Origin of the sequence: Thalassospira profundimaris (genome assembly GCF_003326675.1) — a bacterium.
In the GTDB taxonomy this organism is placed as follows: Bacteria; Pseudomonadota; Alphaproteobacteria; order Rhodospirillales; family Thalassospiraceae; genus Thalassospira; species Thalassospira aquimaris.
On the sequence record NZ_JPWF01000012.1, the window covers coordinates 99,171 to 112,230 of the forward strand.

Genomic DNA, 13,060 nt, shown 5'->3' on the forward strand with positions numbered 1-13,060 from the left:
GCTCCCGTCCGTAATTGAATTCCACGGGGTATTGAGAATGACCGTTCTTCCCGCCGTCGGCCGTGCGGCCGAGTGCGCGGAACTGCAGATCAATCTGAAAGCAGTTGCCGACAACTATCAACGTCTGACCAAACGCTATACCGGGCGCACCTGTGGCGCTGTGGTAAAGGCAGATGCCTATGGTCTTGGGGCAAGCACCATTGTGCCGGTTCTCAAGAAGCAGGGATGCCGCCTGTTCTTCGTGGCACAAGCCAACGAAGCAGCCGAGCTTTTCCCGGTTTTGCGTGGTGGCGGACGGATCGCGGTTCTCAATGGCGTATTGCCCGGCGACGAAGAATTCTTCATCGAAAACGATGTCATTCCGGTTCTGAACGATCTCGAACAGATCGAACGCTGGTCTAATCTGTGCCGTGAATATGAACGCCCTGCCCCGGCTTTCATTCATCTGGATACCGGGATGAGCCGCCTTGGCCTGACGCCAATGGATGTCAGCCATCTGGTCGACCGTTATTCATCCCTGCTTTACGGGTTTGAAAAAGCTGGCTACATGACCCATCCGGTCGCTGCCGACGAGGCCGACAATCCGATCACCAAGGAACAGTACGACCTGTTCATGAAATGGTATCGTCGTTTGCCGCCGGCACCGCGCGGTTTCTGTAACTCGTCCGCTATTTTCCGCGACAAGGAATATCACCTTGAATTCTGCCGTCCGGGCTATGCGCTTTGGGGCGGCAATCCGACGCCCGAGGCCGCAAACCCGATGCGTGCGGTCGCCAATCTTAAGGTCAAGGTTCTTCAGGTTCGCGAAATCAACGAACCGCAGACCGTTGGCTATGGCGCATCCTGGCAGGCCAAACGCAAATCCCGGATTGCGACCATTGCCCTTGGCTATGCCGACGGCTGGCTGCGTTCGCTTTCGAATGCGGGCAAGTTGCTGATCAAGGGGCACGAAGTTCCCTATGTCGGGCGCGTATCTATGGATGCGATCACGGTCGACATCACCGATCTTCCAGGCAAGCCGATCAAGGCGGGTGACATGGTATCGCTTCTTGATGACAAGATGACGGTTGACGATGTTGCATCTGCTGCTGGTACAATAGGTTATGAAATTCTAACTTCGCTTGGACATCGCTATCGTCGGGTCTATACAGAGAGCTGATCCATAAGAACCGGCCATCCAAATCATGCCGTAAACCCGGCAGGCCGATAACAGGGGACTTCGAAGTACCGATGCCGATCTTTGCGCCGGTTGGGCATATCTTTCTGACTTTTTTGGCCCTTGTCGGTCGCGTTACGGTATTTGCGGGTCGGACCATCGGTCACATGGTCACACCGCCGATCTATTTCCGGCTGATTTTCAAACAGATGCGCGAGATCGGCTATTTCTCGTTGCCGGTGGTCGCCATGACCACCCTGTTTGCCGGTATGGTTCTGGCCTTGCAGTCCTATTCCGGGTTTTCACGGTTTTCGGCTGAAAGCGCGGTTGCAACGGTCGTTGTCATTTCCATGACCCGCGAATTGGGTCCGGTTCTGGCGGGTCTTATGGTGGCCGGTCGTGTTGGTGCCGCCATTGCCGCCGAGATCGGCACCATGCGCGTTACCGAACAGATCGATGCCCTTGTGACGCTGTCGACCAATCCGTTCAAATATCTGGTGGTGCCACGCGTTGTTGCCGGTCTGATCACCCTGCCCATTCTGGTTCTGATCGGGGATATCATCGGGGTGCTTGGTGGTTATCTGGTCGGGGTCAACAAGCTTGGCTTCAATGACGGGTCCTATATCCGCAATACATTCCAGTATCTTGAACAGCTTGATGTCATTTCCGGCCTGGTTAAGGCCGCTGTGTTCGGCTTTATCATCACGCTTATGGGCTGCTATCACGGTTATCATTCCCGTGGTGGTGCGCAGGGTGTTGGTCAGGCGACCACCAACGCGGTTGTTTCAAGCTCCATCCTGATCCTGATTTCGAACTATATCGTCACCGAACTGTTCTTTACGCGATAAGGGCCGGACCGCATCATGAGCAATCCCGCCAAGATATCACTGCGTAACGTTCACAAGGCATTCGGCCCGAAAAAGGTGCTTCAGGGGGTTAACCTTGACGTGGCCCCCGGTGAATCTGTCGCCATCATTGGCGGATCTGGGACGGGAAAATCGGTGACCCTGAAATGTGTGCTGGGTCTTTTGACCCCGGATCAGGGGTCAATCACCGTTGACGGCATTGAAATGACCGATGCCTCGACGGCCGACCGTGATGCGATGCTTGCCAAAACCGGGATGCTGTTTCAGGGTGCTGCCCTGTTTGATTCCCTGTCGGTCTGGCAAAATGTTGCCTTTGGCCTGATCGAAGGACGCGGTATGAAGCCGCGTCAGGCGCGCGACATTGCGATTGCCCGGCTCGAAGATGTCGGACTTGGGTCGGAAATTGCCGATATGTCCCCCGCATCACTATCGGGCGGCATGCAAAAACGCGTCGGACTGGCACGTGCCATCGCGACCGAACCGGAAATCCTGTTCTTTGACGAACCGACAACCGGCATCGACCCGATCATGGGCGATGTGATCAACGATCTGATTGTCAAATGTACCCGCGAACTGGGTGCCAGTGCGATGACCATTACCCATGACATGGCAAGTGCGCGCAAGATCGCCGACCGGGTTGCCATGCTTTACAAGGGTGAAATCATCTGGGACGGCCCGGTCAGCGAGATTGATCAGTCCGACAACCCGTATCTGAAGCAATTCGTTGCCGGTGACATCGAAGGTCCGCTTGACCTTGATCTCAAACATCTTTGATTCCTGACCACTTTTACGACCTGCGGAGCATTCTGTGGCCAAAACCCAAAGCCGTTTCATCTGTCAAAGCTGTGGTGCGGAATATCGCAAATGGACCGGACGCTGCGACGGCTGTGGCGAATGGAACAGCATCGAGGAAGAACGTGTTGAAAGCGGCCCGAAGGCAGCAGGTGGCATAGCCGGTGGCGCCAAGGGTAAAACCATCGAATTTGTCGCCCTGGAAGGCGAAAGTGCCAGCCCCAAACGCATCATAAGCGGCATTGCCGAACTTGATCGCGCCTGTGGTGGCGGCCTTGTCCCGGGATCGGCCCTGTTGGTTGGGGGGGATCCGGGCATCGGTAAATCCACCATCCTGCTTCAGGCGGTTGGTGCGATGGCTGCCAAAAACAAATGTGCCTATATCTCGGGCGAGGAAGCGGTTGATCAGGTCCGTATGCGTGCCGCCCGTCTTGGTCTTGAAAAGTCCAAGGTCGATTTTGCCGCCGCCACCAGCCTGCGTGACATCATCACAACGCTCGAAGCCAGCAACCATGACGTCGTGGTCATTGACTCGATCCAGACCATGTATGCCGACACGCTTGATAGTGCGCCGGGCACCGTTTCGCAGGTTCGCGCCTGTGCACTTGAACTGATCCGCCTTGCCAAGCGCAAGGGATTTGCAGTTCTGCTGGTTGGCCACGTCACCAAGGAAGGCCAGATTGCCGGCCCGCGTGTTCTTGAACATATGGTCGATACGGTTCTGTATTTCGAAGGCGAACGTGGCCATCAGTTCCGCATTCTGCGTGCCGTCAAAAACCGTTTTGGCGCAACCGATGAAATCGGCGTCTTTGAAATGGGTGATGCCGGACTGGTCGAAGTCCCCAACCCGTCGGCGCTTTTCCTTGCCGATCGCGAAGCACCGGTCAGTGGGACCGCGGTCTTTGCCGGACTTGAAGGCACGCGCCCGATGCTGGTTGAAATCCAGGCCCTTGTCGCGCAATCGGCCCTTGCAACACCGCGTCGTGCGGTTGTTGGCTGGGATTCTGCGCGCATGAATATGATCCTTGCGGTTCTGGATGCCCGTTGCGGATTACCGCTGAGCCAGTTTGACGTTTACCTGAACGTTGCCGGCGGGATGCGGGTTGGTGAACCGGCCGCCGATATGGCGGTTGCCGCCGCCCTTATTTCGGCCGTAGCCGATGCGCCGGTTCCGGCAGAAACCGTGATTGTCGGGGAAATCGGGCTTTCGGGCGAAGTCCGCCCGGTCGGGCAACTCGAATCGCGGTTGAAAGAAGCCACCAAACTTGGCTTTGGCAATGCCTATACCCCCAAGAACGGTACGCAGGGAAAAAAGAAGCTGTCGATCAAGGGCCTTAACCAGACCGAAATCGGCCATCTTCAGGATTTGGTAAACCTATTCGGCGACGATGTGCGCGACAAAGTGCGTCCGCGTGAAGGCATGTATTAAGGCCATTTCACGCGATACGCTGATTGACTGACAAGGTTTACGAACAAATGGATTTTTCCGCCCTGCCCGATCTTGGCGCACGTGACGTCTTTGACCTGATTGTTGTCGGCATTTTGCTGATATCGGGTCTGTTCGCCTTTTTCCGCGGTTTTATCCACGAAGTTCTGTCGATGATGGGATGGCTGGGTGCCGGTCTTTGTGCACTTTATGGCTATCCGGTTGCACGTCCCTATGTCCGTGATCTGATCCCGTCCGAACTGATTGCCGATCTGGCAACCGGTGTTGGCCTGTTTTTGATCACATTCCTGATTTTCTCGTTCATCAGCGGACGGATCGGCCGTGCAGTTCAGAATTCCGGGCTGGACAGCCTTGATAGTACGCTGGGCTTTGTTTTTGGTCTGTTGCGCGGTGCGCTGATCGTCTGTATCGGCTTTTTGGCACTGTCCTGGCTTCTGCCCGCAGACTCGCAACCCGACTGGGTACGCGACGCCCGCACCCGCCCGGTTCTGGAGGAAGGTGCGTTCCTCATTATGCGCATGGCTCCTGACGAAATTTTCGATACCACGGCCCAAGAGCTTGAGCGCGCTCAGCGTAACGCCGATGCAAACGAGCAAACCTACCGTCAACTTCTTGGTCCGGAACCAAAAGGGACTGGACCCAAGCCCCTAAACGGGTATACAAGGCCCTCGCGCGATGATTTGGATCGCCTGATCGAGGCGACCACTAACGAGTGAGGCGTGTGGGTTTCGTAGAGTTTACGTAGTCCGTGCGCCACCGGCGAGAGAGCGGAACCCACTCAATGCTGACCACCAATCCATTTGATGACGACAAGCTACGTGAAGAATGTGGCGTCTTTGGCGTTTTTGGCTCCCCCGATGCTGCGGCACTGACGGCCCTTGGCCTTCATGCTTTGCAACACCGCGGACAGGAAGCCGCAGGTATCGTTTCCTATGACGGCGAAGATTTTCCCGCCCACCGGGCTTCTGGCCAGGTTGGTGATATCTTTGGCTCCGAGGACGTAATCAAAAGCCTGCAAGGCGAACGGGCCGTTGGCCATGTACGTTATTCGACAGCAGGCGGCAAAGGCCTTCGCAACGTTCAGCCGCTTTTTGCGGATTTTGAATTTGGCGGACTGGCGATTGCCCATAACGGCAATCTGACCAACTCGCTTGCGGTGCGTGACCGTCTGGTCAAACGCGGCTCGATCTTCCAGTCGACCTCGGATACCGAAACCTTCATTCACCTGATCGCAACCAGCCTGTATGAGAAGATCGTTGATCGTCTGATCGATGCGGTTCGCCAGGTTGAGGGTGCGTATTCTCTGGTCGTCATGACCCAGAAGAAACTGATCGGTGTGCGTGATCCGCTGGGCGTCCGTCCGCTGGTTCTGGGCAAGCTGAATGATGCCTACATCCTGTCATCGGAAACGGTCGGCCTTGATATCGTGGGCGCGGAATTCATTCGCGACATCGAACCGGGTGAAATCGTTGAAATTACCGATGCAGGCCTGCGTTCGATCAAGCCGTTCAAACCGGTCAAATCGCGCTTCTGCATTTTCGAACATGTCTATTTCGCCCGCCCCGACAGCATCGTCGAAGGCACCAGCGTTTATGACGTGCGCAAGAATATCGGCCGTGAACTGGCCCGTGAGTCAGCTGTTGATGCCGACGTTGTCGTGCCGATCCCTGATTCAGGCGTTCCGTCCGCACTGGGTTACGCTGAGGAAAGCGGTATTCCGTTCGAGCTTGGCATCATCCGTAACCATTATGTCGGCCGTACCTTTATCGAACCGACCGATCAGATCCGCCACCTTGGCGTGAAGCTGAAACATAACGCCAACCCCGGCAAGCTGAAGGGCAAACGCGTTATTCTGGTCGATGACTCGATTGTCCGTGGTACGACCTCGACCAAGATCGTGGATCTGGTTCGTCAGGCCGGTGCCGCCGAAGTGCATATGCGCATCACAAGCCCGCCCACCACGAACCCGTGCTTCTATGGCGTTGACACCCCGTCCAAAGACAAACTGATGGCGGCAAATCACGACATTGAAAGCATGGCAAAGATCATTGGTGTCGACAGCCTGGCATTCGTCACCATCGACGGTCTGTATCGTGCGACCGGTCTTCCGGGCCGCGACAATGACAGCCCGGCATTCTGTGATGCCTGCTTCACCGGTGATTACCCGATCAAGCTGACCGATCACAATGCCGAAAACAAAGACCGCAAGCTGAGCCAGCTGGTCGAAAGGCAGCCTGCATGACCAACACAAAGCGCCTTGAAGGACGCGTGGCATTGATCACCGGTGCCTCGCACGGGATCGGTTATGCTGTTGCCAAGCGGTTTGCCGCCGAAGGCGCACAGGTTATTGCGATTGGTCGCAATATCGGCGCGCTTGAGGAACTGAGCGACGAGATCACCGAGGCAGGCGGCAAGATTTCGCTTCTGCCGCTTGATCTGACCATGTTCGAAAAGGTCGATGCCATCGGCCCGACCATTTTCGAACGGTTCGGTAAACTCGACATCGTGGTTGGCAATGCGGCCCTTCTGGGTGAAATTGCCCCGGTCGGTCATATCGACACCCAGATTTTTGACAATACCCTTGCCACCAACGTTACAACGAATTTCCGCCTGATCCGCACCGTCGACAAGCTGTTGCAGCTTTCCGATGCTGGTCGCGCGATTTTCGTAACGTCGAATGCCTCGGCCAAGGGTCGTGCCTTCTGGGGGCTTTATGCCGCCACCAAAGCCGCCCTTGAGGCCCTTGTGCTGTCCTATGCCCAAGAGCTTGAGGAAAGCAAGGTCCGCGTCAATCTGGTCAATCCGGGCCGTATCCGCACCAAGATGCGCGCCGAAGCCTATCCGGGTGAAGATCCCGAAACGCTTCCGACACCTGACAGCATCACCGACGTGTTTGTCGATCTGGCAGAAGCCAGCTGCACCAAACACGGTGAAGTGGTCGACGCTTATTGATCGCGATCCAAAACTGAATTCGAAAGGCCAGACAAACTGTCTGGCCTTTTTCAGTTCAGGTCGACATTTTCAATACAGAAATCAAGGAATGCCCTTACCCTGGCTGGCATATGCCCGCCCTGCCCGACATAGACTGCGTGAATATCAACGCCACCGCCCGGATTGAATTCATCAAGCAGGACTTCCAATTTGCCTGCCACCACATCATCGCGAACATGAAACACCGCCAATCGGGCGATACCACCCCCGGCAATCGCCAATTGCCGCGCACTTTCCGCGTCCCCGACACATAGCTTGCCGCCAGGCATCACGGTCTTGATGTCACCTTTAACGTCAAAGGGCCATTCGCTGATCACACGGGCAAAGTTGTATCCAATCAACCGGTGTTGATCGAGTGCCCCAACAGTTTCCGGTCGACCAAACCGGTCGAGATAGTCCGGTGCAGCAACAATCACCATGCGGCATTGTCCAAGTTTACGCGCAATCAGCCCCGAAGATTGCAGTGGACCACTGCGGATCGCGATATCGGCCCGTTCTTCATACAGATCAACAACCTTGTCACTTACCGTAATATCCAGATCGATATCAGGAAACTGCGTCTGGAATGTCGGAACAAGTGGCAGAATCCGGAAAAGTCCGACCGGCAGATTGACAGTGACGCGCAGGCGTCCTCGTGGTTGCACAGCACGGGTGGCTTCGTCCTCGGCCGCTGTCAGATCGGCAAGAACCCCAACGGAACGATCATAAAACCGCTGTCCTTCTGGCGTCAGGTGCAGCTTGCGGGTCGAACGATTGAAAAGACGGACACCAAGGCGTGTTTCAAGCCGCCCGACAAGCTTGCTGACCGCTGACGGGGTCATATTGAAGTCACGTGCCGCTGCTGAAAACCCGCCGCGTTCAACAACGCGGACATAGACTTCCATTTCCCCCGACCGGTTTGTGTCAAGACGCGCCATATGGAATTGAACTCACAAATAATGTTCCTTGGGTCGTACTAGTTGAAAATCTTTCTTCTGTCCATATTCGGCGCAGTTCAAATGATCATCTGTCAGGAGACTGGATATGGAATACAGACAACTGGGCCGATCAGGCTTGCGCGTACCGGCTCTTTCACTGGGCACCGGGACTTTTGGCGGGCAAGGACCACTTTTTTCAAACTGGGGAACAACCGATGCCCGCGAAGCAGCGTCCCTGATTGATATCTGCCTCGAATACGGGGCCAACCTTTTTGACAGTGCCGATGTTTATTCCGATGGCGCGTCTGAAACAGTTCTTGGCCAAGCAATCAAGGGCCGACGCGATCAAGTCATGATATCGACCAAGCTCGGCCTGCCGATGGGCAGCGGGCCCAATGATTATGGCACCACGCGCGGACGGTTGATTACCGGAACCGAACAGGCACTTGCACGGCTTGGTACCGATTACATCGATCTATTGCAGCTTCACGCCTTTGACGCCCATACGCCGATCGAGGAGGTTCTTGTCACCCTTGATCACCTGATCCGGTCAGGCAAGGTTCGCTATATCGGGGTGTCGAACTTCGCGGGATGGCAAATCATGAAGTCGCTGTCGATTGCCGAACAACACAACCTGCCACGCTATGTCGCAAACCAGGTCTATTATTCGCTGGTTGGCCGGGATTATGAATGGGACCTGATGCCCCTTGGCACCGATCAGGGACTTGGCGCCCTGGTCTGGAGCCCGCTTGGCTGGGGACGTCTGACCGGCAAGATCAGCCGCCATAAACCTGCCCCCACCCAAAGCCGCTTGCATGAAACCAGTCAGTTCGGCCCGCCCGTTGATGATGCAAAACTTTATGACATCATCGATGTGCTCGACGAGATCGCCATTGAAACCGAAAAGACGGTCCCGCAAGTCGCGATTAACTGGCTGTTGCAACGTCCGACTGTTTCATCGGTCATCATCGGGGCCCGCAATCAGCAACAGCTGATTGATAATCTTGGCGCCGTCGGTTGGTCGCTTGGCGATGATCAGATCGCCCGTCTGAACCGGGTAAGTGAACGCACACCGCCCTATCCGCACTATCCCTATTACACCCAGGATGGCTTTGCGCTGCTTAATCCGCCAAGTACGCACTAAGTTGTTTTCCCGGGTGATCGTTCCTGTCGTTCACCCGGGAACATATTTAAACTTTGCAAGCATCATCAATTGATTGCATTTACCCGCTCCGGGTCGTTAGCATGGCGGCAACCCGCAACCAACAATCTGGGACTTGCCATGAAACTGGCTGATCACAATCGCGTTTTCCGGCCCTTGGGGGCCTTTGGCCTGACACTTGCCATTCTGGCGACAATCCCCCTTCTATCGGCCTCAGAGGCGCTTGCAGCGCAAGATGATCCATCTTTGATCGAAGTTCCCCAGATGGACGCAGAACGCGGCAAGGACCTGTTTGCGGAACGTGGCTGCGTGGTCTGCCATACGGTCAACAATGTCGGCGGTGACATTGGCCCCAGCCTTGATGCCAGCAATATTGAACAATCGCGCAACCCATTTGAATTTTTCGCCCGCATGTGGCGCGGTGCCGACGCGATGTTGCATTTGCAGCGGGCCGACCTGGGCTATCAGGTGGATTTCTCGGGACAGGATCTGGCTGATATCTATGCCTTTGTCCAAAATAGCGAAGCACAGGAAAGCTTCACCGAGGCGAACCTTCCGGATCACATCAAAGAAATCATTGATAACGGCCCGTCGATCCCCAAAAACTGACCGGACCTGTATCGGAAATGAAAAAGCCGCCCCGATTTCTCGGGGGCGGCTTTGATCGTTTCAGGCACAAGAACCTTGGAAACTAGCGTTTCTTTTTCTTGTTCGCATAAGGGTTATCACTGCTGCGCAGATAGATACGGATCGGAACGCCCGGCATATCGAAATCTTCGCGCAGACCATTGATCAGATAGCGCGTATAGCTTTCGGGCAGTTCGGCCGCCTTGGAGCAGTTGATAAAGAAGCTTGGCGGACGCGATTTCGCCTGGGTCATGTAACGCAGACGAATACGACGACCAGAAATAACCGGCGGCAAGTGACGCTCGGTGGTTGCTTCAAGCCAGCGGTTCAGCTGCGAGGTCGGGATACGGCGGCTCCAGATATCGTGGATATCAAGAACCGTCGGCATCAGGCTGTCGGTCCCGCGCCCGGTCAGGGCTGAGAAGGTCAGAACCGGAATGCCGCGCGCCTGTGCAAAGGACACATCAAGCTTGTCACGCAGTTCCTGCATGACCCCTGCCTTGTCCTTGATCGCGTCCCACTTATTGACCGCAATGATCAAGGCACGGCCTTCTTCAAGCACCATACGCGCGATCGTCAGGTCTTGCTTGTCAAGCGTGTTGGTCGCATCAAGCATCAGAACAACAACCTGCGCATAACGGATCACGCGAAGGGTATCGGCAACCGACAGCTTTTCAACGCGGTCATCAATCTTCTTCTTGCGGCGCATACCCGCGGTATCGACCAGACGGATCGGACGCCCTTCATAGGACCAGTCAACCGCAATCGAGTCACGGGTAAGGCCGGCCTGCGGGCCTGTCATAACGCGTTCTTCACCCAGCAGCTGGTTCAGAAGGGTCGATTTACCGGCATTCGGACGGCCAACAATCGCCAACTGAATTTTGGAGTTATCGCGCGAACCTTCGACGATCAACTCGCCGTCTTCGTCTTCATCGTCTTCGCTGAATTCGATTTCATAGGACGGGAAAACTTCGCCTTCATCATCGGCAAAGCCATCGACATCAATCAGATCATCGAAATCGTCATCCGCTTCGCCTGCGGCTTCTTCCAGTGCCTCGATGGCGGCATCGCGGGCATGCTGCTTGGCGACGCGCTGACGGTGTTTCCATGCGTCCCAATGCGGTTCAAGAATGTCATAAATAAGCTCGATGCCCAGACCATGCTCGGCCGAGATCGGTGCTACTTCGCCAAGACCAAGGCCATAGGCCTCGTAAAGGCCGGGATCCTGATCCCTGCCTTCGTGTTTGTTGGCGATGACATAAACCGGTTTGTGGCGCTTACGCAGCCAATCGGCAAAGTGGTTATCAAGCGGGGTCAAACCAGCACGGGCGTCGATCAGGAACAGCGCGACATCGCATTCCTCGAACGCCTTTTCACTTTGCTGGCGCATCATGCCTTCGACGGAATCATCGAATGCTTCTTCCAGACCGGCGGTATCGATCACGTCAAAGGACATATCGCCCAGACGCGCCTTGCCATAGCGGCGGTCGCGGGTGACACCGGGCTGATCATCGACCAGGGCAAGCTTTTTGCCGACCAGACGGTTAAACAGGGTCGACTTCCCGACATTGGGGCGACCGATAATGGCAACTTTAAGCGACATCTGACTTTCAGACTCTCGTTATAAAAGGCGTTATGCGCCGACGGCTTTCACTGCCCTCGGCGCATCGCAAATCCTGCAAGGAAACCTTGCGAAAAACTCTGTTCTAACTGATCAGCGATATGCGATTAGATCGGCATCCGCAGTCAGGAAGTAAAGGCTGTCACCCGCAACTGATGGCGGCAATGTGATCGGCCCGGAAACTTCGTCCTTGCCGAGAATGTCACCGCTATAAGGGGAAACAGTCATCACTTCGCCCTGCTCGTTACCTACGATCAACCTGTCACCGACCAGTACCGGACCTGTCCAGACAATCGGCTCTTCCTGGTCTTCGGGATCGACAAAACGTGGCAGAACCGTCACCCATTTAACCTGTCCGGTCTTCCGACGCAAGGCAATCAGATCATTTGTGTTGGTTAGCAGGTATACGTAATCGCCGGCCACCCATGGCGACTGGATGCCGCCGGCCTCCAATTCCCAGACCCGATAACCGGTCCGAAGGTCAATCGCAACGGTCAAACCGGCGTTACTTGTGGCAATCACAAGATCATCATCAATCACCGGAAGGCCACGAATATCGGCAATCGCCGACACCGCATCGGTACGCCCGGCACCGGCAAGGGCATCGGACCAGATCACCTGACCGTTTTCAACGCGAAGCGCATACATCTCGCCGGTCGAATAGGCCGAAATCACAACGCCCTGATCCACCGCCGGGCTGGCACCACCGATAAATGACGCACCTTCGGATGCACCACGATGGTTCCAAAGTGTTTCACCGGTCATCGCGTTAAGGGCAATGGTCTGGTTATCAACGGTAATGACGAAAACACGCCCGCCACGCACTGTCGGCGCAGAGCGCATCGGCGCACTGACCTGAGTACGCCACAGAACCGTTGCACTGGGCGCATCAATCGCGACAACTTCGGCAAAGCCGGTGGTCGCATAGACAATGCCCTGCTCATAGGCAAGACCGCCGCCAAGAAGCGTGCTGTCTTCTTCGTCTTCCGGTGTCAATTCAAGTGACCAGATGCGTTTGCCCGACGTTGCGGCAAAGGCGCGAACCTCGGCACTGGCATCAATGGTAAAGATCACACCACGCGCGATGATCGCCTGATTAAGCAACAGGTTGTCATCCATTGATCCGTCGCCAATACCAACCGACCAGTCCTGCTTGAGAACATCGTTATCAAGCCCGACATGGTGCAGGGCATGGCTTGGAATACCGCCATTCTGCGGCCAGTCGACCATTGGCTCGGGTTCAGGAAGGATCACACGCTGGTCAGACAACTCAAGATCAGGTTGAACCGTGCTTTGCAGGGCAAGAACCGAAATACGTTCGCCCGGCAATGGCGGCGCTTCGTTGCCACCAAGCCATCCAGAACACCCGGCCAAAAGGCCCGTCATTCCCATTACGCACAGAACTGACTTAATACCGCGTGTGGTCAAAACCGTTTCCTCTGAAAAAGCTGTCATCATGCCTGACCGGCATTCCGGTCAGG

General features: G+C 55.7%; 12 protein-coding genes. 9 read left to right on the forward strand and 3 right to left on the reverse strand.

The features are described 5' to 3' along the window. The first annotated feature begins 37 nt into the window (after positions 1 to 37). The 7 genes from alr (at position 38) to TH19_RS16915 (ending at position 7,213) form a co-directional block, all read left to right on the forward strand. Positions 38 to 1,159: an alanine racemase gene (gene alr / locus TH19_RS16885; protein WP_114103532.1), complete on the forward strand. Its 1,122-nt coding sequence runs from the start codon at positions 38 to 40 to the stop codon at positions 1,157 to 1,159. Between the two features lie 71 nt (positions 1,160 to 1,230). Next, positions 1,231 to 2,004 carry an MlaE family ABC transporter permease gene (locus TH19_RS16890; RefSeq protein WP_114103533.1) on the forward strand — a complete coding sequence of 258 codons (774 nt, stop codon included), beginning with the start codon at positions 1,231 to 1,233 and terminating at the stop codon, positions 2,002 to 2,004. Positions 2,005 to 2,019: 15 nt separating this feature from the next. Next, positions 2,020 to 2,796 carry an ABC transporter ATP-binding protein gene (locus tag TH19_RS16895; protein WP_114103534.1) on the forward strand — a complete coding sequence of 259 codons (777 nt, stop codon included), beginning with the start codon at positions 2,020 to 2,022 and terminating at the stop codon, positions 2,794 to 2,796. 34 nt (positions 2,797 to 2,830) lie between these two features. Next, positions 2,831 to 4,243 carry a DNA repair protein RadA gene (radA, locus tag TH19_RS16900; RefSeq protein WP_114103535.1) on the forward strand — a complete coding sequence of 471 codons (1,413 nt, stop codon included), beginning with the start codon at positions 2,831 to 2,833 and terminating at the stop codon, positions 4,241 to 4,243. Between the two features lie 23 nt (positions 4,244 to 4,266). Then, positions 4,267 to 4,977: a CvpA family protein gene (locus tag TH19_RS16905; RefSeq protein ID WP_258548011.1), complete on the forward strand. Its 711-nt coding sequence runs from the start codon at positions 4,267 to 4,269 to the stop codon at positions 4,975 to 4,977. Positions 4,978 to 5,042: 65 nt separating this feature from the next. Further along, positions 5,043 to 6,503 (forward strand): amidophosphoribosyltransferase, encoded by a 1,461-nt coding sequence (gene purF / locus TH19_RS16910; RefSeq protein WP_114103537.1) that lies wholly within the window; start codon positions 5,043 to 5,045, stop codon positions 6,501 to 6,503. Next, complete coding sequence (locus TH19_RS16915) at positions 6,500 to 7,213, forward strand: SDR family NAD(P)-dependent oxidoreductase (protein WP_114103538.1); 714 nt, start codon at positions 6,500 to 6,502, stop codon at positions 7,211 to 7,213. The genes purF and TH19_RS16915 overlap by 4 nt, the downstream gene beginning before the upstream one ends. Before the next feature lie 50 nt (positions 7,214 to 7,263). Here TH19_RS16915 and TH19_RS16920 read toward each other — a convergent pair whose 3' ends face one another. Next, positions 7,264 to 8,169 (reverse strand): LysR family transcriptional regulator, encoded by a 906-nt coding sequence (locus TH19_RS16920; protein ID WP_114103539.1) that lies wholly within the window; start codon positions 8,167 to 8,169, stop codon positions 7,264 to 7,266. A gap of 106 nt (positions 8,170 to 8,275) precedes the next feature. Between TH19_RS16920 and TH19_RS16925 the strand changes: the two genes are divergently transcribed. Together TH19_RS16925 and TH19_RS16930 are read left to right on the forward strand one after the other, a co-directional pair. Further along, complete coding sequence (locus tag TH19_RS16925) at positions 8,276 to 9,313, forward strand: aldo/keto reductase (protein ID WP_114103540.1); 1,038 nt, start codon at positions 8,276 to 8,278, stop codon at positions 9,311 to 9,313. 138 nt (positions 9,314 to 9,451) lie between these two features. After that, complete coding sequence (locus tag TH19_RS16930; RefSeq protein ID WP_114103541.1) at positions 9,452 to 9,940, forward strand: c-type cytochrome; 489 nt, start codon at positions 9,452 to 9,454, stop codon at positions 9,938 to 9,940. Between the two features lie 82 nt (positions 9,941 to 10,022). On the opposite strand, the gene der is transcribed toward TH19_RS16930, so the two are convergent. Then, positions 10,023 to 11,561, reverse strand: coding sequence for a ribosome biogenesis GTPase Der (der, locus tag TH19_RS16935; RefSeq protein ID WP_114103542.1), 1,539 nt, complete (start codon positions 11,559 to 11,561; stop codon positions 10,023 to 10,025). A 111-nt stretch (positions 11,562 to 11,672) separates the two neighbouring features. After that, positions 11,673 to 12,965, reverse strand: a complete 1,293-nt coding sequence (locus TH19_RS16940; RefSeq protein ID WP_258548012.1) for an outer membrane protein assembly factor BamB family protein — start codon at positions 12,963 to 12,965, stop codon at positions 11,673 to 11,675. Between the last annotated feature and the right edge of the window lie 95 nt (positions 12,966 to 13,060).